19 protein-coding genes and 1 other annotated feature are annotated in these 19646 nt (G+C 57.7%); of the genes, 9 read left to right on the forward strand and 10 right to left on the reverse strand.

Annotated features, from left to right (window positions below):
• Window positions 1–2: 2 nt before the first annotated feature.
• From FA91_RS11365 to FA91_RS11375, 3 genes are read right to left on the reverse strand one after another with little or no spacing between them, the layout of a single operon-like run.
• Window positions 3–764, reverse strand: a complete 762-nt coding sequence (locus FA91_RS11365) for an amino acid ABC transporter ATP-binding protein (RefSeq protein WP_034915809.1) — start codon at window positions 762–764, stop codon at window positions 3–5.
• Entirely contained in the window at window positions 757–1686 is a 930-nt protein-coding gene (locus FA91_RS11370; RefSeq protein WP_034915810.1) for an amino acid ABC transporter permease, read from the reverse strand. Before FA91_RS11370 ends, FA91_RS11365 begins: the two co-directional genes overlap by 8 nt.
• Complete coding sequence (locus FA91_RS11375; protein WP_034919235.1) at window positions 1683–2579, reverse strand: ABC transporter substrate-binding protein; 897 nt, start codon at window positions 2577–2579, stop codon at window positions 1683–1685. Before FA91_RS11375 ends, FA91_RS11370 begins: the two co-directional genes overlap by 4 nt.
• Window positions 2580–2866: 287 nt before the next feature.
• Here FA91_RS11375 and FA91_RS11380 point away from each other — a divergent pair, with 287 nt between their 5' ends.
• Window positions 2867–4066, forward strand: coding sequence for an FAD-dependent oxidoreductase (locus FA91_RS11380; RefSeq protein WP_034915812.1), 1200 nt, complete (start codon window positions 2867–2869; stop codon window positions 4064–4066).
• Here FA91_RS11380 and FA91_RS11385 read toward each other — a convergent pair whose 3' ends face one another.
• The 4 genes from FA91_RS11385 to FA91_RS11400 all read right to left on the reverse strand — a co-directional run bounded on the left by FA91_RS11385 (window position 4067) and on the right by FA91_RS11400 (window position 8469).
• A complete protein-coding gene (locus FA91_RS11385) occupies window positions 4067–5299 on the reverse strand; it encodes an MFS transporter (protein WP_034915815.1) in 1233 nt (410 codons plus the stop codon). It abuts the gene before it with no gap.
• A 39-nt stretch (window positions 5300–5338) separates the two neighbouring features.
• Window positions 5339–6775: an EmmdR/YeeO family multidrug/toxin efflux MATE transporter gene (locus FA91_RS11390; RefSeq protein WP_034915816.1), complete on the reverse strand. Its 1437-nt coding sequence runs from the start codon at window positions 6773–6775 to the stop codon at window positions 5339–5341.
• A gap of 154 nt (window positions 6776–6929) precedes the next feature.
• Complete coding sequence (locus FA91_RS11395; protein WP_034915818.1) at window positions 6930–7250, reverse strand: DUF496 family protein; 321 nt, start codon at window positions 7248–7250, stop codon at window positions 6930–6932.
• Window positions 7251–7410: 160 nt separating this feature from the next.
• Window positions 7411–8469 (reverse strand): FUSC family protein, encoded by a 1059-nt coding sequence (locus FA91_RS11400; RefSeq protein ID WP_034915820.1) that lies wholly within the window; start codon window positions 8467–8469, stop codon window positions 7411–7413.
• Window positions 8470–8632: 163 nt separating this feature from the next.
• On the opposite strand from FA91_RS11400, the gene sbcB reads away from it, so the two are divergent.
• On the forward strand, window positions 8633–10060 hold the full coding sequence (gene sbcB, locus FA91_RS11405) for an exodeoxyribonuclease I (protein ID WP_034915823.1): 1428 nt from the start codon (window positions 8633–8635) through the stop codon (window positions 10058–10060).
• A 52-nt stretch (window positions 10061–10112) separates the two neighbouring features.
• Here sbcB and FA91_RS11410 read toward each other — a convergent pair whose 3' ends face one another.
• Both FA91_RS11410 and FA91_RS21040 read right to left on the reverse strand, forming a co-directional pair.
• Window positions 10113–11483 (reverse strand): APC family permease, encoded by a 1371-nt coding sequence (locus FA91_RS11410; protein WP_034915825.1) that lies wholly within the window; start codon window positions 11481–11483, stop codon window positions 10113–10115.
• 412 nt (window positions 11484–11895) lie between these two features.
• Window positions 11896–12102, reverse strand: coding sequence for a hypothetical protein (locus FA91_RS21040; RefSeq protein WP_156103077.1), 207 nt, complete (start codon window positions 12100–12102; stop codon window positions 11896–11898).
• Between the two features lie 108 nt (window positions 12103–12210).
• Here FA91_RS21040 and FA91_RS11420 point away from each other — a divergent pair, with 108 nt between their 5' ends.
• A complete protein-coding gene (locus tag FA91_RS11420) occupies window positions 12211–13488 on the forward strand; it encodes an FAD-binding oxidoreductase (RefSeq protein ID WP_034915828.1) in 1278 nt (425 codons plus the stop codon).
• A gap of 1 nt (window position 13489) precedes the next feature.
• On the opposite strand, the gene FA91_RS11425 is transcribed toward FA91_RS11420, so the two are convergent.
• The gene (locus FA91_RS11425) at window positions 13490–14317 is read right to left on the reverse strand and encodes an SDR family oxidoreductase (protein WP_034915830.1); all 828 of its coding nucleotides are present in this window, start codon (window positions 14315–14317) and stop codon (window positions 13490–13492) included.
• 167 nt (window positions 14318–14484) lie between these two features.
• Here FA91_RS11425 and hisL point away from each other — a divergent pair, with 167 nt between their 5' ends.
• The 6 genes from hisL (at window position 14485) to hisH (ending at window position 19645) form a co-directional block, all read left to right on the forward strand.
• Complete coding sequence (gene hisL, locus FA91_RS21045) at window positions 14485–14532, forward strand: his operon leader peptide (RefSeq protein WP_152601326.1); 48 nt, start codon at window positions 14485–14487, stop codon at window positions 14530–14532.
• Window positions 14508–14628, forward strand: a sequence feature (His leader region). It overlaps the preceding gene by 25 nt.
• Window positions 14629–14695: 67 nt before the next feature.
• The gene (hisG, locus tag FA91_RS11430) at window positions 14696–15595 is read left to right on the forward strand and encodes an ATP phosphoribosyltransferase (RefSeq protein WP_034915831.1); all 900 of its coding nucleotides are present in this window, start codon (window positions 14696–14698) and stop codon (window positions 15593–15595) included.
• A gap of 3 nt (window positions 15596–15598) precedes the next feature.
• Window positions 15599–16906, forward strand: a complete 1308-nt coding sequence (gene hisD / locus FA91_RS11435) for a histidinol dehydrogenase (protein ID WP_034915834.1) — start codon at window positions 15599–15601, stop codon at window positions 16904–16906.
• Complete coding sequence (hisC, locus tag FA91_RS11440; RefSeq protein ID WP_034915836.1) at window positions 16903–17991, forward strand: histidinol-phosphate transaminase; 1089 nt, start codon at window positions 16903–16905, stop codon at window positions 17989–17991. The genes hisD and hisC overlap by 4 nt, the downstream gene beginning before the upstream one ends.
• Complete coding sequence (gene hisB, locus FA91_RS11445; protein WP_034915838.1) at window positions 17988–19055, forward strand: bifunctional histidinol-phosphatase/imidazoleglycerol-phosphate dehydratase HisB; 1068 nt, start codon at window positions 17988–17990, stop codon at window positions 19053–19055. The genes hisC and hisB overlap by 4 nt, the downstream gene beginning before the upstream one ends.
• The gene (hisH, locus tag FA91_RS11450) at window positions 19055–19645 is read left to right on the forward strand and encodes an imidazole glycerol phosphate synthase subunit HisH (RefSeq protein ID WP_034915840.1); all 591 of its coding nucleotides are present in this window, start codon (window positions 19055–19057) and stop codon (window positions 19643–19645) included. Before hisB ends, hisH begins: the two co-directional genes overlap by 1 nt.
• Window position 19646: the final 1 nt, after the last annotated feature.

Below are 19646 nucleotides of genomic sequence, written 5' to 3' on the forward strand. Positions count from 1 at the left end.
ACTCAAAGCACGGTTGACAGGAAATTCTTCACCCGAACGTTGCTGGCATCGTCAAGGACGGCTTTACCCGGCCCGGAAGCGACGATTTTACCGGCTTCCATAAAGATGATGTTGTCGGCCACTTCACGCGCGAAACCAACTTCATGCGTCACGATCACCATAGTGATGCCGGAGTGCGCCAGTTTTTTAATCACCTGAAGCACTTCCCCCACCAGTTCAGGATCGAGCGCCGAGGTTGGCTCATCAAACAGCATAACCTCAGGATCCATCGCCAGCGCGCGTGCAATCGCCACCCGCTGTTGCTGTCCGCCTGAAAGCTGTTGCGGCCAGTCGTCCGCGCGATCGGCCAGCCCTACCTGTTGTAACAGCTGCCGCGCCTTTGCCGTCGCCTGTCGGCGATTTTGCTTTTTCACGCGAAGCGGCGCATCAATGATGTTCTGTAGCACCGTTCGGTGCGGAAAAAGATTGAACTGCTGAAACACCATGCCGATGCGGCTGCGTTGTGCGGCGATCCTGGTGCTACTCAGCTCGTGGAGCGCCTGCCCCTTCTGCTGATAGCCCACCAGTTCGCCACCGATACGTATTGTGCCGCCATCCAGTTTTTCCAGATGATTAATGCAGCGTAAAAGCGTGGATTTCCCGGAGCCGGACGGGCCAAGGATCACCGTGACCGAGCCGGCCGGAATATCCAGATCGATCTGATCCAGTACCGTATTGCCGGAAAAATGTTTGCTGACCTGACGAAAGGCAATGGCTTCACCCATGGCTGGTTTCTCCTGCATTCATGCTGCGGTGCAGCGCGGGTTCCGCCGCTGGGCGTTTACGTTTGACCTGACGATAGCTGCTGCGGCTGAAGTAGCGTTCGACATAATACTGCCCCACCGACAGCAGCGAGGTCAGCACCAGATACCAGAGCGTGGCGACCAGCAGCAGCGGGATGACCTCGTAGGTACGCTGATAGATAATCTGCGCTGAAAAGAGCACATCCTGTAGCGAGATAACCGACACCACCGCCGTGGTTTTAAGCTGGCCGATCACCTCATTGCCGGCGGGCGGCAGAATAGCGCGCATGGCCTGCGGCAATATGGTATGGCGAAAAATTTGCGCCGGACGATAGCCCAGCGCGCGCGCCGCCTCGATTTGTCCGGCGCCAACGCTCTGAATGCCTGCGCGAATAATCTCCGCCGCATAGGCTGACTGGTGCATCACCAGCGCGATAACGGCCGCGCTGAAGGGGCTGATCAGGGCGTTGGCGGGCGCGCTCCAGATTTCGCCGATCCACGGCAGCGAGAGAGAGAGCGTCGGATAGAGCGCGGCCACGTTGTACCAGAGAAAAAGCTGAACCAGCATCGGCACGCCACGGAAAAACCAGGTATAGCTCCAGCTCACCGCCACCAGCACCGGATTGGACGACAGACGCATCAGCGCCAGCACCGTACCGCCAGCGAAACCAACAATCACCGAGATGGCGGTCAGTTGCAGGGTCATCAGCACGCCCTGAATGATCGAAGGAGCGGTAAAGTTTTCCGCAATCACCGCCCATTCGAAACGTGGATTATTCAGCATTGAATGCCCTGCCGCCAGCAGCAGCAGGGCAACAATCAGGGCGCTTATCCAGCGGCCGACATATTTTTTACTGACGATGCGCAGCCCGTCGACAGTCGCGCCGTCCTGATAGTGGCTCATCCAAAGATCTCTTCGTTACGTTTAGACTCTTTTACCGCACCGAAGCCAATCGACCATTTATCAAGGATTTTCTGGTAGGTGCCATCTTTAATCAGCGAGTTAAGCGAAGCCTGAATCGCCTCTTCCAGAGGTGACTGCTTGGGCAGCGCAATGGAGACCGGTGCATCATCAACGTGGATTTGTCCGCTCATCGTCAGCGGCTTCACCTGACTGACCTGATACGTCAGCCCTTCGTACGGGCCGAAGAACAGCGGCACGCGGCCGCTTACCACCGCCTGCACACCGGATGGCCGGTCAGGGAAGACGGCAATTTTGACAGGCTTTTTGCCCGCGTCGGTACAGTTTTTACTGGCTGCTTCCAGGCGACCGATCTGCGTGGTGCCCGCACCCGCCCCAATCTCCTGGCCGCAAACCGCGTCGAAAGAGGTAAATGGCGCAATGTTGGCATCTTTACGAGAGATCACGCCGAGACGAGAGGCATCGTAATAGCTGATGAAATCAACCTGCTCCAGACGCTTTTTGGTGGCGTTAATATTCGACAACGCGACGTCATAGCGGCCCGATTTCAGACCAGGAATAATATTGTCGAAACCGCCGGTGTCCTGCCAGCGTACGTCGACGCCCAGCCGTGCGGCCACGGCGTTCATGATGTCTATCTCACGTCCTGCCAGCGTCTTGTTGTCTTCTTTAAAAAAGGTGGTGGGCGGCGTATTCGGATTGGTGCCTGCCACAATGTAACCTCGCTTGCTGATATCCGCAGGAAGTTTCCCTTGCAGCGACGCGTCTGGCGAAACCGTAAAGGTCGACGACGCCGGAACGTTCTGCTCTGCTGCCCATACCGAAGATACATTTCCCGCCATCAGCAGCGGGATCAATACGTTAGCCAGCTTCATCATGAACCTTTTCCTGATTAAATCGTTAATAACTGTCGCGCTGTCACGAGACATAAGCGTTAACGTCCGACGATTTTTATAACGTTCTGATCTGAGAAACGCTGCCGGAGCGAAGTTTGATTTTGCGTGCAGCGACCGTTTGTTTACAAATGAGAAAAAAATCTAAGCTATCCACAATCGTTGCTAACTTATTACGCTCTTTTTGTACCGCCCCGGCGCATGGCATTACCCAAAACCGTTGATGAGAACTATTATCACGTATGGGTTGTTTACAGAGAGAGAGGCAGGTGACAGAGACGATTTCGTTATCGGCGGCATGCTGTATTGTGGGCGGCGGCCCGGCAGGCATGATGCTTGGCTATCTGCTGGCACGGGCAGGCGTGCGCGTGATTGTTGTCGAGAAACACGCCGACTTCCTGCGCGATTTTCGCGGCGACACCGTGCACCCTTCCACGTTGCAAATCATGCACCAGCTTGGCCTGCTTGACGAACTGCTGACGCTGCCCCACCAGCGCGCCGGGAAGCTTCATGCCGAAATGAATGGAAAAGACGTCACCATGGCGGACTTCTCCCTTCTGCCGGTAAAATGCCGCTTTATTGCCTTTATGCCACAGTGGGATTTCCTCAATTTCCTTGCCAGGAAAGCCGCTGCCCTGCCTGACTTTACGCTGCTCCGGTCTGCCCGTTTTGAGGACTTCCTCGTTGAGGAAGGCCGGATCTGCGGCGTAAGGGCGCTGACCCCAAACGGGCCGGTTACGATCCGATCGCCGCTGGTGGTGGGCGCCGATGGCCGCCAGTCTCAGGTAAGAGAAAAGGCCGCGCTGACCGGACGCGCCTTTGGCGCACCGCGCGATGTGCTGTGGTTCCGACTGGCAAAACGGCCTGACGATCCTGCGTGGAGCATGGGCCATACCGGGCCGAAGCAAAATTTTATTCTGATTGACCGGGGCGACTTCTGGCAGTGCGGTTTGTCCATCGCCAAAGGCGACTATCAGGCGATAGTGGATGCCGGACTGGAGGCGCTAAAGCAGCAGATTGCGCAGGTATCGCAATTTGACGCCGGGCGGCTGGCGGAACTCCGCGACTGGGATGAGGTTAAGCTGCTCAAAATTCGTATCGACCGGCTGGATGCCTGGGCGAAGCCCGGCGTGCTCTGCATTGGCGATGCGGCGCATGCCATGTCGCCGGTGGGCGGCGTAGGGGTGAATCTGGCGATTCAGGACGCGGTGGCCGCCGCAAACGTGCTGACGCTGCCCTTGCGTAATAACACGCTGACGCTGAACGATCTGCACAAAGTACAGCGGCGACGAGACTTCCCTACCCGCGCCACACAGTTTTTACAGATTAAAATGAGCGGTAAAAAGCGGCGTAAAAAAAGCAGCGCAATGCCGAAACTGGTTCGACGGCTGCCTTTTTTGCCGCACGTATTCGGCTGGATCATCGGGCTTGGCTTTCGCCGCGAACGCCCGCGGGATTTTAACCGTTAGCTACGTTTCATTATGCAGACGCTGGCGCCGCCGCAATCCGGGGAATAACGCCATCCACAGCCCGACCACGATCAGCGTGCCCACGCCACCCACCAGCGCAGCGGGCGCCGCGCCTAACCACGCCGCCAGCATGCCGGATTCAAATTCGCCAAGCTGGTTCGAGGTATTAATAAAGATGGAGTTGACCGCGCTGACGCGCCCGCGCATCTCGTCGGGCGTATCAAGCTGAACCAGCGAACCGCGAATGACCACGCTGACCATATCAAATCCGCCGAGCAGAAACAGCGCCAGCAGCGACAGCCCCAGGTGAGTGGACAGCGCAAAAGCCACCGTCGCCACGCCAAATCCCGCCACTGACGCAAACATGATCATCCCCACGTTGCGCTCCAGCGTACGGCGGCTGAGCCAGAAGCCGACCAGTAGCCCACCGACCGCTGGCGCGCCGCGCAGCAGTCCCAGCCCCCAGGGGCCGGTATGCAAAATATCTTTAGCAAAAATCGGCAGCAGCGCCGTAGCGCCCCCAAGCAGTACGGCAAAGAGATCGAGTGATATCACGCCCAGCACATCGGGCCGGTTGCGGATAAATTTCACCCCGGCAAACACCGTGGCAAAGGTGGCAGGCGCGCGCGGCGGCGGTGCCTTTTCGTAACGCAGGCGGCTGACCATCAGCACGGAAATGAGGTAAAGCGCGCCGGTAGTCAGGTAAACCACGCCCGGCCCGGCGACATAGAGAAAACCGCCCAGCGCCGGGCCCAGCATCGATGCGGTCTGCATCGACGCGCCGTTGGCCGCCGTGGCGCGTGAGAGCAGTGACAGCGGCACCAGCGCGGGCAGCATTGACTGCAACGACGGCGCTTCCAGCGTGCGCGCTACCGAAATGATAAAAATCAGACCGAGGATCACCGCCTCATCGGTACGGTGAGCGAGCGTCAGGCCCGCCAGCGCCATAATCGCCACCCATTCCGTGATCTGCCCGAACAGTACCACGCGGCGGCGGTCGAACTGGTCGGCGATGTGTCCGGCGGGAAGCGCCAGCAGCACCGCAGGCAGAAACTGCGCCAGCCCTATCAGCCCCAGATCCAACGCGCGGCCGGTCACCGCGTAGATCTGCCAGCCGACGGCGATGGAGAGCATCTGGAAAGCAAAGCTGGAGGTGGTGCGAGCCAGCCAGAACGCCACAAACGAACGATGTTGAAACAGCGATTCCGCCGCAGCGGAGGAAGAAGACGGCATAACGTTTCCCGTGCAGGTCAGGTGAATATTTTTATTTTTTTACGGCAGCTTCGCCGGTTTAGCATACTTCCACAGCCAGCGACCGCTGACCAGTCTGCGATAGAAGAACAGCGCGCGTACGATCCAGTCCAGGAACATGCCCATCCAGATGCCGACCACGCCAAATCCCAGCATTACGCCAAGCGTGTAACCTGCCACAATGCGGCAGCCCCACATGCCAAGCAGCGACACCCACATGGTGAATCGGGCATCCCGCGCGCCTTTCAGGCCCGCAGGCAGTACCCAGGAGGCGGCCCAAAACGGCATAAAGGCGGCGTTCAGCCAGACCAGCATTTTAACCACGTGAATAACTTCCGGGTCGCGCGTGTAGAAAGACGCGAGGATGCCGGCAAACGGCACCGTCAGTGCCGACACGATGCACAGCCCAACCGTAGACAGCATGAAAATATTGTGTAGCTGCCGTTCCGGCTGGAGAAGCTGCCCTTTGCCCAGCCGCGTGCCGACGATGATGGTTGACGCCGATCCCAGCGAGTTGCCCGGCAGATTGATCATGGAGGCGATGGAAAAGGCGATAAAGTTACCGGCAATCACGTCGGTGCCCATCCCGGCGACAAAAACCTGGGTGAGCAGCTTGCCGCCGTTGAACAGAACAGATTCAATGCTCGCCGGTACGCCGATGCCCAGTACTTCTTTCAGAATGCCAATATCCAGCTTACGGAAGTAGCTTTTCAGCGAAATTTTCAGCTGTGGCGTAAAGCCAGTCATCAGCACGTAAATCACCGCAATCGCGCCGACGTAGCGAGAAATCGTCAGTCCGACGCCTGCGCCGGCAAAGCCCATCCCTTTCCATGAGAAGCAGCCGTAGATCAGCACTGTACTGAAAATGATATTGAGGATATTCATGCCGCCGTTGATCAGCATGGGGATTTTGGCATTGCCCGCGCCGCGCAGCGCGCCGCAGCCGATCAGGGCAATCGCCGCCGCCGGATAGCTCCACGCGGTAATTTGCAGATAGACCAGTGCCAGCGCTTTCACTTCGGGTTCGGCGCTCCCTGCAATAACGTCAATAATCGCTTCGCCAAACAGGGCGATCAGCAGCGCCAGCGCCACGGCAAACAGCGTCATCAGCACCAGCGACTGACGCGCGGCGGCCTGCGCCCGTTCGCGGTTGAGTTTGCCCAGGCTGAAAGCCACCACCACGGTTGTGCCCAGATCGATAGCGGCAAAGAAGGCGATGATCACCATATTGAAACTGTCGGCCAGCCCGACGCCCGCCATGGCCTCTTTACCCAGCCAGCTGACCAGGAAGGTGCTGAGCACGCCCATCAGCAGTACGCAGAGATTTTCGAAAAAGATTGGCACCGCCAGCGGTGTAATTTCCCGCCAGAAAAGTACGCGTCTTGAGCGCCGTCGGGTGTACCACATCGAATTTTTGAAAGTTTGAAGCAGAGAAGCGCTGAAGTATTGCAAGGTCATTCCAGCCGGAAAAGGGAAAAGGCTTTAGTGATGATGATTACTGGCGACGATTTATGCAAAGTTTTTTATTAGCAAAAAATGTGATAGGCGGCGGGCGTCGGGGAAAAGAGAGAGAAAGGCAGGAAAACCGGGGCAACGGCCCCGGTGGCGGAGCTTATTGCGCTTTGGGTTCACCCATCGCCTTCAGCTTTTTAGAGAGTTCACGACGCTCTTTCGACAGGTCAGCGTTTTTGATGATGTAATCATCAACGCGATCTTCATAGTCACTGCGCATGCTGGCGATAATCTCCTGGATGGCCTCGACGCTCATGCCTGGTTTGATGTATTCACTGAGGTTGTCGAGCAGCAGCACGCGTTTCTGGTTGTCGCGAATTTTCTTTTCAATATCGTGGATTTCGCGCTGAAGCTTATTTTTGCGACGAAACATCCGTACGAATTCCAGCACGTTCTGGAATGACTGTTTTGCATTTTCCATGAAGCCACCTTTTATTCAGGCCTGTTAGTACAGGCACCATTATCATAGCCATCAGCTTAGCGGTTTGCCGCCCCTGATGGCAATTTTCAGATTGCAGAATAAGACCTGCGCTCATCTTATCGTGAAGCGCTCTTTCGCGCAGTAAGTTGTTGCAAATCGCTTATTTACGCAGCGCCATGCGGATCAGATCGGACAATCTTTCCAGCTGTCCTGCCATCTCCAGACTGAGCCAGACATAGCCATGAATCGGCGTTTCAACCTGTACGCTGCTGTTGGACGCGGAAATTAACTCCCGCAGTTCACGGCTGATTTCCGCCAGCTCGTCGCTGTTGGCGTCGATTTTGCCCGCGTTGCCCTCCACCACCGCCGTCGACAGCGCGCGGAGCGTCTTCTCGGTCATCTGCTGCGTGCGCCGCAGCGTTGGCGCGTTCAGCATGATCAGGTGGCTTTCGCGCAGCGCCCACCAGGCATTGATCTGAAGCTCAAGCGTGCAAACCATATTGCGATTCAGCGTCTGAATCCCTTCAAATACCGAGCGCGGCGTGCGCGTCTCTTTGCTGGCGGGATCGAGCATTGCCCGCATTTTCACCACGCCGGTGAGTAAACGCTGAAGAGGCTGCGTCAGGCGCGGTTTATCCACCAGATTCGGTGAAAAGCCCGCATGGTAAATCTTTGCGGTCTCCAGCAGCGAGTCTGAGAGCTTAATGCGCCAGTGCGTGTAGGCTTTTTGCGGATAGATGCTGGTAAAGAGCAGCGCCAGCAGTGAACCGAAAATCACATCGCCTCCCCGCCACAGCGCCGTGGTCATGTCTCCCGGCGGCGCGCCGCAAATCACCGCCAGCGTAATGCCGATAAGCAGCGCCATATAGGGATGTTTGCCAAGCGTCAGAAAGCCGCAGAGAAACATGACCACCGTGCACCAGAGCAGCATCACCGGCAGCGAAAGCAGCTCCAGCTTCAGCGCTATCAGCCCGGAAACCGAACCGAAAATGGTGCCGCCAATCCGCTGCACCGCGCGCGGAAAAACGTTTCCCCACGACGAAACCGGCCCCATCACCACCACCAGCGTGATCAGCGGCCAGCTCCCTTCCGGGATCTGAAGCAGCCGGACCAGCAGAAAGGTCAGCACAAACGCCAGCGCAATGCGGGCGCCGTGTACGATGCGATAGTTACGGTAAAGCGTGAACTCGAAGGGTGAAAGCGGCTTGTCGGGACGCACTACGTTCTCCAGAAACTCAATCGTCGCCCCGCAGCATAGCGCATCGGCCCCGCGCCGTAATTGATTCGGGTCGTTTTCTTGCCCACTTTTAACCTGTTGGCTTCGAACTTCCCATCAAATGCTCTACCATAAGGGGAATTTTCCCTGACTGGATACGAGCCGAGTGAAACAAGACGCCCCACAACCCACCTTCCTGTTCCACGACTACGAAACCTTCGGCAAGAGCCCGTCGCTGGACAGGCCCGCCCAGTTTGCCGGGGTGCGTACCGATATGGATTTCAATATTATTGGTGAACCGGAGGTGTTTTACTGCCGTCCTGCGGATGACTATTTACCGCAGCCGGAAGCCGTGATGATCACCGGCATCACGCCGCAGGTGGCGCAGGAAAAAGGGGTTGATGAAGCCGCGTTTGCCGGTCGTATCCACCGGCTGTTCAGCGAGCCCAATACCTGCGTGGTTGGCTATAACAATGTGCGTTTTGATGATGAAGTCACGCGGAATCTGTTTTACCGCAACTTTTACGATCCCTACGGCTGGAGCTGGCAAAACGGCAACAGCCGCTGGGATCTGCTTGACGTTATGCGCGCCTGCTACGCGCTACGCCCCCAGGGCATTACGTGGCCTGAGAACGATGACGGCTTTCCCAGCTTTCGCCTGGAACACCTGACCAAAGCCAACGGTGTGGCGCATGAAAACGCGCACGATGCGATGTCCGACGTTTACGCCACCATTGCGATGGCAAAACGGGTGAAAGAGAAGCAGCCCCGCCTGTATGACTTTCTGTTCAGCCATCGTAACAAGCAGAAGATCGTTACGCTGGTTGATATTCCGCAGATGAAGCCATTGCTGCATATTTCCGGCATGTTCGGCGCATTTCGCGGCAATACCAGCTGGATTGCACCGCTCGCCTGGCATCCGGAGAATAAAAATGCGCTGATCGTATGCGATTTGGCCGGCGATATCACGCCGCTGCGCGAGCTGGATGCGGAGGCGTTGCGCGAGCGCCTTTACACGCGACGCAACGATCTGGGCGACGCTGCGCCGGTGCCGCTCAAGTTACTGCATATTAACAAGTGTCCGGTGGTGGCCCCGGCGAATACGCTGCGCCCGGAGGATGCCGAGCGCCTCGGTATCGATCGCCAACGCTGCCTGGATAACCTCGCCCTGCTGCGTCAACTGCCTGACGTTCGTGAAAAAGTGGTGGCGCTGTTCGCGGAAGCTGAACCCTTCCCCCCTTCTGATGATGTGGATGCACAACTGTATGACGGTTTTTTCAGCGATGCTGACCGTTCGGCGATGCGCATTCTTCAACAGACCACGCCGGAAAATCTCCCGGCGCTGGATCTCACCTTTAACGATGCCAGAATCAATAAGCTGCTGTTCCGCTATCGCGCGCGCAACTTCCCCGGCACGCTGGATGAAGCCGAGCAAAAACGTTGGCTTGAGCACCGCCGTGACGCGCTGAACCCTGAACGGGTGCGAAATTATGTGCAGGAACTGGAGATGTTATTGAATCAGTACGAGGGCGACCAGGAGAAGATGAAGCAGTTGAAGGCGCTGTTTGACTATGCACGCGAGCTGACGTCGTAAGTCTGCTTCGCGCAGCAAAAAGGGCGCCGGGGCGCCCTTTTTTATCTCACCGTTACATCGGCTCTTCAGTACACTGCGGCACCGGATTGCGGAAGCTGCGCGTCACCCAGGCCAGATAAATCAGACCAATAGTGCCCCACACCAGCCCCAAAATCATAGAGCTCTCTTCAAGATTGATCCACAGTGCGCCTACCGTCAGCGCGCCGCACAGCGGCAACAGTAAAAAGTTAATGTTGTCTTTCAGCGTCTTGTTGCGCTTCTCGCGGATCCAGAACTGCGAAATCACCGACAGATTCACAAAGGTAAAGGCAACCAGCGCGCCAAAGTTGATCAGCGCCGTGGCGGTCACCAGATCGAAGGTGACTGATGAAAGCGCGATCGCCCCCACCAGCAGCACGTTCAGCGCTGGCGTACGCCATTTCGGATGGATATAGCCAAAGAAGCGCTCAGGAAAGACGCCGTCGCGGCCCATCACGTACATCAGGCGCGAGACGCCCGCATGCGCCGCCATACCGGACGCCAGCACGGTGACGCACGAGAAAATCAGGATGCCGAACTGGAAGGCTTTACCCGCCACGTACAACATGATCTCCGGCTGTGAGGCATCGGGATCTTTAAAGCGCGAGATGTCCGGGAAATAGAGTTGCAGGAAATAGGACACCACAATAAAGATCACGCCGCCAATCAGTGCGGTAAGAAAAATCGCTTTTGGTATTACGCGACCGGCGTCTTTAGTCTCTTCCGACAGCGAACTGATGCCGTCAAAGCCAAGAAATGAGAAGCAAAGAATGGTCGCACCGGTAATCATCGGCACAACGTGCGCGTTTTCCGACCAGAACGGACGCGGGCTGACCAGCGTGCCGGCGCCTTCGCCATGCGCAACGCCGTAAATCACCATGCCCATGATAACCACCATTACCGCGACCTGAAGCACAACAATAACGCTGTTGAAATTGGCGACGGTTTTGATGCCTTTCAGGTTAGAAAGGGTCATAAAACCGACCAGCAGTACCACAAAGAGCGATGACGGAATGCCCGGCACCAGCGCTTCAAAATAGATTTTTGCCAACAGGATGTTGATCATCGGCATGAACAAATAGTCGAGCAGCGATGACCAGCCGACCATAAAACCCACGTGCGGGCTGATGGCTTTTTGCGCGTAGGTATAGGCCGATCCGGCGGAGGGGAAACGGCGAACCAGCTTTCCGTAGCTCAACGCGGTAAACAAAATCGCGATCAGCGCGAAAGCGTAGGCGGTGGCGACATGGCCGTCGGTCAGGCCGGAAACAATGCCAAAGGTATCGAACAGGGTCATAGGCTGCATGTAGGCAAGGCCCATCATGACCACCGGCATCAGCGTCAGCGTTTTTTTCAGGTGCGCGCGCGGCGCAGCAGCAGCAGCGGTCGGCTTATCAAGCGACATGATTCAGCCTCCCCATAGCGCCAACCTTTTCAGGCTGAACCACAGGGAAACTTCGCGTTATGCGTAAGCGCTTCTTCAGAGGAGAAAGGGAGTGGCAGGAACAGAGAGACGTGGAACCTGCTGCGGCACCGTAATCATCCCGCAGTCGGTTTCCAGCGTAAGCCGGTGTAAATAAGTGAAGCCCCATTTTTCTTTTTCCTCAACGCGCGTGTAAATGACGAATATCTATCCGGGCTGGCCCGGCCTCTTAAATGCGATTAGGTTTCTGCAAAAAAATAACCGGCGCGGTGAGCGTCGGCTATCAATGCGATTTTGCAGGGCGCATATTTTGCCTGGTCGCCGGTCAGAAGACAAGACATTACGACCGTGAGTGACGCTTTCTTTATTTACGATCAACGCAGTCTGTGTTGCTTCAGCTATTTTTCAGCGTCAGGTCAATCCTGCTGACGCTCACCAGCCGTTCAACCTGCATCTGCGCGTGTTTTTTGCGGTGTGCCAGACGAAGCCGAAGCGTTCTTCCGCCAGTGGACGCAGGGATCAACGCTGCGCAGCTTCTCGCAGCGCGTCGCGTCGGGGAAGCGCAGAATCGCTGCCATCCACCGGCCTGCATTTCAGCCATGCGTGGTTCAAAAAAACGCCAGGAGAGTTGCCATAGACCTGACGCGAATTATGGGCAAATATTACAGTAGCCGTCACGCATGGCCAAAAAAATAAACAGGATGGTGGGATGGAACATGTTAACAGCTACTACGTCGCAACGGTGAACCCTCACTCTTCCTGGCCGCCGCTTCAGGACGCTATTCTCTGTGATGTCTGTATCATCGGTGCCGGTTTTGCCGGACTCTCCGCCGCGCTGCATCTGACTGAAGCAGGCTACGACGTGGTGGTGCTGGAAGCCGCGAAAGTGGGCTTTGGCGCCAGCGGCCGCAGCGGCGGGCAGATGGTGAACTCCTACAGCCGGGATGTGGATGTGATTGAACAACGCTACGGGCAGGAGAGCGCGAGGCTGCTGGGCAGTATGATGTTTGAAGGCGCAGGCGTGATCCGCGACCGCATCGATCGTTACGCCATCGCCTGCGATTACCGGCCGGGCGGCATTTTTGCTGCGCAGAATAAACGTCAGCTCAACGCTCTGCGCGCGCAGCGCAAACGCTGGCAGCAGTTTGGTAACAGCGAGCTGGAAATGCTGAGTGAAACGGGTATCCGCCGCGAAATTGCCAGCGAGCGCTATAAGGGCGGCCTGCTCGATCATCGCGGTGGCCATCTTCACCCGCTCAATCTGGCGCTGGGCGAAGCCGAGGCAATCCGCCGTCACGGCGGCAGGATCTATGAACAGTCGGAAGTGATTTCCGTGACCTATGGCATACCGCACGTCATCAAAACGGCACGGGGAAGCGTGACGGCGAAAATCGTGATTTTCGCGGGTAACGCCTACCTTGCGCCCCATCTGGAGCCACGTCTGACAGGAAACAGCATTCCCTGTAGTTCGCACATTGTTACCACAGAACCGCTCTCCGCCGACAGGGCGCTGTCGCTGTTACCCAATAATCGCTGCGTCGAGGACGTCAACTATCTGCCGGACTACTTTCGCCTGACCGCCGACAACCGGCTGCTATACGGCGGCGGCGTCGTCTATGGCGCAAGGGAACCCGGCGATGTCGCGTCGATCCTCCGCCCAAAACTGTTGAAAACCTTTCCGCAGCTCGCCGGCGTGAACATCGATTATGCCTGGAGCGGCAACTTCCTGCTGACGCTCTCCCGCCTGCCGCAGATCGGCAGGCTGGATAACAGCGTGTTTTATATGCAGGGCGACAGCGGTCACGGCGTCACTCTGACGCACCTGGCCGGAAAGCTGGTGAGGGAAGCGATTGGCGGACGTCCGCAGCGCTTCGACGCGTTTGCCCGGCTGCCGCATCTGCCGTTTCCGGGCGGCCGGCGCCTGCGCGTGCCGCTGACCGCCATCGGCGCGGCGTGGTATTCGTTAAGGGACAGGCTGGGCGTGTAACTCAGCCCAACGGCATCGTCGACGGGTCCGGATAGCGATACTCGAAACCCAGCTCGCGACAAATTTTCCCTCCATCAATAACTTTACCTTTATCACCGCTTTCGTCTGGCAAAAAGGTGGGCGGCGCGAGGTTAAGCTGCCGCGCAACCGCAGGATAAAAATCGCGGCGTGCCGGATGTGCCGGCGCGCACAGATTGTAAATGTGTCCGCCCTTTGGCGTTTGCAACAGCAGCGTAATCGCGTCGATCACGTCTTCCAGGTGCACCAGATTGACGCCGTGCGCGCCATCACTCAGCCCGCTTTTTCCCGCCAGGAAGCGTCCCGGATGACGATCCGGCCCCACCAGTCCGCCGAGTCGGAGGATATCCACCGAGGTGCCGGGCAGATGATGCAACCACTCCTCAAGCTCTTTCAGCGTGCGGCCAGCCACCGTTGTCGCCTCCAGCGGACTGTTCTCTTTCATCACGCCCGACCCGTTGCCGTAAACCGAGGTGGAACTGGTGAAAATGATACGCGGAATATGATAAGCCAGCGCGCTGTCTACCATCTGCTGCACGGCAAGCAGGTAGTTTTCGCCGCCCGCTGCCGTACGACTGGCCGGCAGCGTAACAATCAGCGCTTCGACATTCATCAGCGCCGCCAGGTCGTCCGGCTCGCAGATCAGCGCCGGTGTCAGTTCCAGCAGGCAGCTCTCTATGCCGCACATGCGTGCAGCCTCCACGCCATCCGGGGTCGTTTTCGTGCCTTTCACCTGCCAGCCATGTGCCGTTAATGAAAGCCCCAGCGGCATGCCGAGCCATCCTAATCCAACAATCGCAACGCTTTTCATGCCGTGGCTCCTGATAATTCCGTTAATTTCCGTTTACGCTACGCCAGCCGTACGTCGATGACAATCCACATTGTGTTGCTTTTCAGGTAAAAAAGGGTTGCGCGCGGCCGTTATCCCGGTTAGGTTAATCGTTACCGAATGAATAGACATTCATCCAAGAGAATTTTATGACACGCGTTCAGTTTACTCACCGCCATCACCATCATCCTGACTAGTCTTTCAGGCGATGTGTGCTGGAAGACATTTGATCTTCCAGCGGTGCAGAACGCAAGATGAGCCCCCGGAAGATCGCCTTCCGGGGGCTTTTTTTTGAGCCGGGTTTGGACGAAGCGCAAACGAAATTTGGTCGAAGCAGACAGGAAAAGAGGATAAGCACCGATGTTAGATAACTCCCGTTTACGCATAGCTATGCAGAAATCAGGCCGTTTAAGCGACGAATCACGCGAACTGCTGGCCCGCTGCGGTATTAAGATTAATCTTCAGCAACAGCGGCTGATCGCCTTTGCCGAGAACATGCCCATTGATATTCTGCGCGTGCGTGACGACGATATTCCGGGGCTGGTTATGGACGGCGTGGTTGATCTCGGCATTATCGGCGAGAACGTGCTGGAAGAGGAGCTGCTGACGCGCCGCGCACAGGGCGAAGATCCGCGTTACTTCACCCTGCGACGCCTCGATTTCGGCGGCTGCCGCCTGTCGCTGGCAATGCCGGTTGACGATGAATACAGCGGCCCGCAGTGTTTACAGAACGCCCGTATCGCCACCTCCTATCCTCACCTGCTGAAAAAATACCTCGACAAACAGGGCATTGCCTTTAAATCCTGCCTGCTTAACGGCTCCGTCGAAGTGGCGCCGCGTGCCGGTCTGGCCGACGCGATTTGTGACCTGGTCTCCACCGGCGCCACGCTGGAAGCCAACGGCCTGCGCGAAGTCGAAGTCATTTATCGCTCCAAAGCCTGCCTGATCCAGCGCGACGGTGAACTGCCGGCCGCCAAGCAGGCGCTGATCGACAAGCTGATGACGCGCATTCAGGGCGTGATTCAGGCTCGCGAGTCAAAATACATTATGCTGCACGCGCCGAGCGAGCGGCTGGAGGACATCATTTCGCTGCTGCCGGGCGCCGAGCGCCCAACCGTCCTGCCGCTTGCGGGCGATAAGAGCCGCGTGGCAATGCACATGGTCAGCACCGAAACGCTGTTCTGGGAAACCATGGAGAAGCTGAAAGCCTTGGGCGCCAGCTCAATTTTAGTTCTGCCTATTGAAAAAATGATGGAGTAGACCATGGCTGATTTCGCAACCCCCATTGACTGGCAGACATGCAGCGCGGCGCAGCAACAAGCGCTGCTGATGCGTCCGGCAATGTCCGCATCGGAGAACATTACCGCCACCGTTCGCACCATTCTCGATCGGGTAAAAAACGACGGAGACGCGGCGCTGCGTGAGTACAGTGCAACCTTCGATAAAACGCAGGTTGACGCGCTGCGCGTCACCCCGGAGCAGATTGATGCTGCCGCCGGCCGGTTAAGTGACGAGCTGAAACAGGCGATGGTGCTCGCCCTCGGAAATATTGAAACGTTTCATCTGGCGCAGCGGTTGCCGGAAGTGGACGTCGACACGCTGCCGGGCGTTCGCTGCCAGCAGCTCACCCGCCCGGTAGCCTCGGTAGGATTGTATATTCCGGGCGGCTCCGCGCCGCTGTTTTCCACCGTACTGATGCTGGCGACGCCGGCGCGCATTGCCGGATGTCAGCGCGTCGCGCTCTGCTCGCCGCCGCCGATTGCCGATGAAATTCTTTATGCGGCGCAGCTGTGCGGCGTGAACGAGGTCTATCAGGCCGGGGGCGCGCAGGCCATTGCTGCCCTCGCCTTCGGCACCGAATCCGTGCCGAAAGTTGATAAAATTTTCGGCCCGGGCAACGCGTATGTCACCGAAGCCAAGCGGCAGGTCAGCCAGCGGCTCGACGGCGCGGCCATCGACATGCCTGCCGGCCCGTCTGAAGTATTGGTGATTGCCGATGAGCAGGCCAATCCTGCTTTCGTCGCGTCTGATTTGCTGTCGCAGGCGGAACACGGCCCCGATTCGCAGGTCATTTTGCTGACGCCATCAGCCGCCATGGCCGCTGCGGTGGCGGAGGCGGTTGACGCCCAGCTTGCCGCTCTGCCGCGCGCGGAAACGGCGCGTCAGGCGCTGGCGAGCAGCCGCCTGATTGTGGCGCGCGATCTTAAACAGTGCATTGAGATAAGTAATCGCTACGGGCCGGAGCACCTGATTATTCAGACGCGCCAGGCCCGCGATCTGGTCGCCGATATCACCAGCGCCGGATCGGTTTTTCTTGGCGACTGGTCGCCGGAGTCGGCGGGCGATTACGCCTCCGGCACTAACCATGTTCTGCCAACTTATGGCTACACCGCCACCTGCTCCAGCCTGGGCCTGGCGGATTTTCAGAAACGCATGACGGTGCAGGAACTGACGCCCGCCGGCTTTCTTTCGCTGGCACCCACTATTGAGATCCTCGCCGCGGCGGAGCAGCTTGCCGCCCATAAAAATGCCGTAACGCTGCGCGTTTCCGCGCTGAAGGAGAAGCCATGAGCAACAGTATCGACGCGCTGGCCCGCGCCAACGTTCGCGCCCTGACGCCTTATATGTCCGCTCGTCGCCTTGGCGGCAACGGCGACGTCTGGCTCAATGCCAATGAGTATCCGCTGGCGGTGCCGTTTGAGCTGAGCCAGCAGACGCTGAATCGCTATCCTGAGTGCCAGCCGAAGCTGGTTATTGAGCGTTACGCCGCCTATGCGGGCGTGTCAGCGGAGCAGGTGCTGGTAAGCCGCGGCGCAGATGAAGGTATCGAGCTGCTGATCCGCGCCTTCTGCGAGCCGGGAAAAGATGCGGTACTGTTTTGTCCGCCGACTTACGGCATGTACAGCGTCAGTGCCGAGACGTTTGGCGTCGAATATCGCACGGTTTCCGCGCGGGAAGAATGGCAGCTTAACCTGCCCGCCATTGCGGACCAGCTCGACGGCGTCAAGCTGGTCTATATTTGTAGTCCAAATAACCCGACCGGCAACCTGCTGAACCCGGAAGACATCCGGCAGCTGCTGGAGATGACGCGCGGCAAAGCGCTGGTGGTGGCCGATGAGGCCTATATCGATTTTTGCCCGCAAGCCTCGCTGGCTGGCTGGCTGAAAGACTACCCGCATCTGGTGATATTGCGCACGCTCTCTAAAGCTTTTGCGCTCGCCGGGCTGCGCTGCGGGTTTACGCTGGCCAACCAGGACGTGATCGCCCTGCTGTTGAAGGTGATTGCGCCTTATCCCCTTGCCACGCCGGTCGCCGATGTGGCAGGCCAGGCGCTGAGCGACGAGGGGTTACGTATCATGCGCGACCACGTGCGCGAGCTTGTCGCCACGCGGGAAAACCTGATTGAGCAGCTGCGTAACTGCGACGGCGTGGAAGCGGTGTTCCCCAGCAATGCCAACTACGTGCTGGCCCGCTTTACCCATGCCAGCACCGTGTTTAAAACGCTGTGGGATCGCGGCATTATTTTACGCGATCAGAGCAAGCAGCCGGGCCTGACAAACTGTCTTCGTATTTCCATCGGCACGCGAGAAGAGTGTGACCGCGTAATTAACGCGCTGAAAACGTTAAGCGCCTCTGACGCTCCGGAGCAAGCATGAGTCAGAAAGTTCTTTTTATCGATCGTGACGGCACCATAATTACCGAGCCGCCGGAAGATTTTCAGGTGGATCGTCTCAACAAGCTGGCCTTCGAACCAGGCGTGATCCCGGCGCTGCTGGCGCTTCAGGAGGCGGGCTACCGCCTGGTGATGATCACCAACCAGGATGGACTCGGCACCGACAGCTTCCCTCAGGCGGACTTCGACGGCCCGCACAACGTGATGATGCAGGTGCTCAGCTCGCAGGGCGTACGTTTCGACGACGTGCTGATCTGCCCCCACAAGCCGGAAGACGGCTGTGACTGCCGCAAGCCGAAGACAAAAATGGTTGAAGCCTGGCTGGCCGACGGCGCGCTGGATGCGGAAAACAGCTACGTCATCGGCGACCGGGCGACCGATATCGAGCTGGCGGAAAATATGGGCATCGGCGGCCTGCGTTACCATCCACGCGATCTGAACTGGCAAAATATCGCTGAGAAGTTGACGCATCGCGATCGCCACGCGCTGGTGAGCCGTAAGACCAAAGAGACGCAGATAGAGGTCGAAGTGTGGTTGGATCGCGAAGGAGAGAGCCAGTTTAACACCGGCGTGGGTTTCTTCGACCACATGCTTGATCAAATCGCCACGCACGGCGGTTTCCGTATGAACGTTCTGGCGAAGGGCGATCTGCATATTGACGATCACCATACGGTCGAAGATACCGGCCTGGCGCTGGGCGAAGCCTTGCTTAAGGCGCTGGGAGACAAGCGCGGCATCGGTCGTTTTGGATTTGTGCTGCCAATGGATGAGTGCCTGGCGCGCTGTGCGCTGGACATTTCCGGACGGCCACACCTTGAGTTTAAGGCCGAGTTTTCTCATCAGCGCGTGGGCGATCTGAGCACCGAAATGGTCGAGCACTTTTTCCGCTCCCTCTCCTACGCAATGGCCAGCACGCTACATTTAAAAACCAAAGGCAAAAACGATCATCACCGCGTGGAAAGCCTGTTTAAAGCCTTCGGGCGCACCCTGCGCCAGGCCATCCGCGTAGACGGTAACACCCTGCCCAGTTCAAAAGGAGTGCTGTGATGGAGGTGGTGATTCTGGATACCGGCTGCGCCAATCTCTCTTCGGTTAAGTGGGCAGTGCAACGCCTGGGTTACGATCCCCTCGTCAGTCGCGAATCGGACATTGTGCTTCAGTCCGACAAGCTGCTGCTGCCGGGCGTAGGAACCGCACAGGCGGCGATGGATCAGCTCCGCGAGCGTGAACTCATTGAGTTAATTAAAGCCTGTACGCAGCCCGTATTGGGCATCTGCCTTGGCATGCAGTTGCTGGGCGCTGAAAGCGACGAAAGCGGCGGCGTCAAAACGCTGGGAATTATCGATACGCCGGTACAGCACATGACCGATCACGGCCTGCCGCTGCCGCATATGGGCTGGAACAGGATCGTTCCGCAGGCAGGAAATCACCTGTTTCGCGGCATTCCCGACGGTTCGTACTTCTATTTTGTACATAGCTACGCCATGCCGGTTAATGAATACACCATCGCCCAGTGTCAGTATGGTGAAGCGTTCAGCGCAGCGATACAGAAAGATAACTTTTACGGCGTGCAGTTTCATCCGGAACGCTCCGGCGCGGCGGGCGCACAGCTGCTGAAAAATTTCCTGGAGATGTAAA

This window comes from Erwinia sp. 9145, assembly GCF_000745075.1.
GTDB classification, from domain to species: Bacteria; Pseudomonadota; Gammaproteobacteria; order Enterobacterales; family Enterobacteriaceae; genus Erwinia; species Erwinia oleae.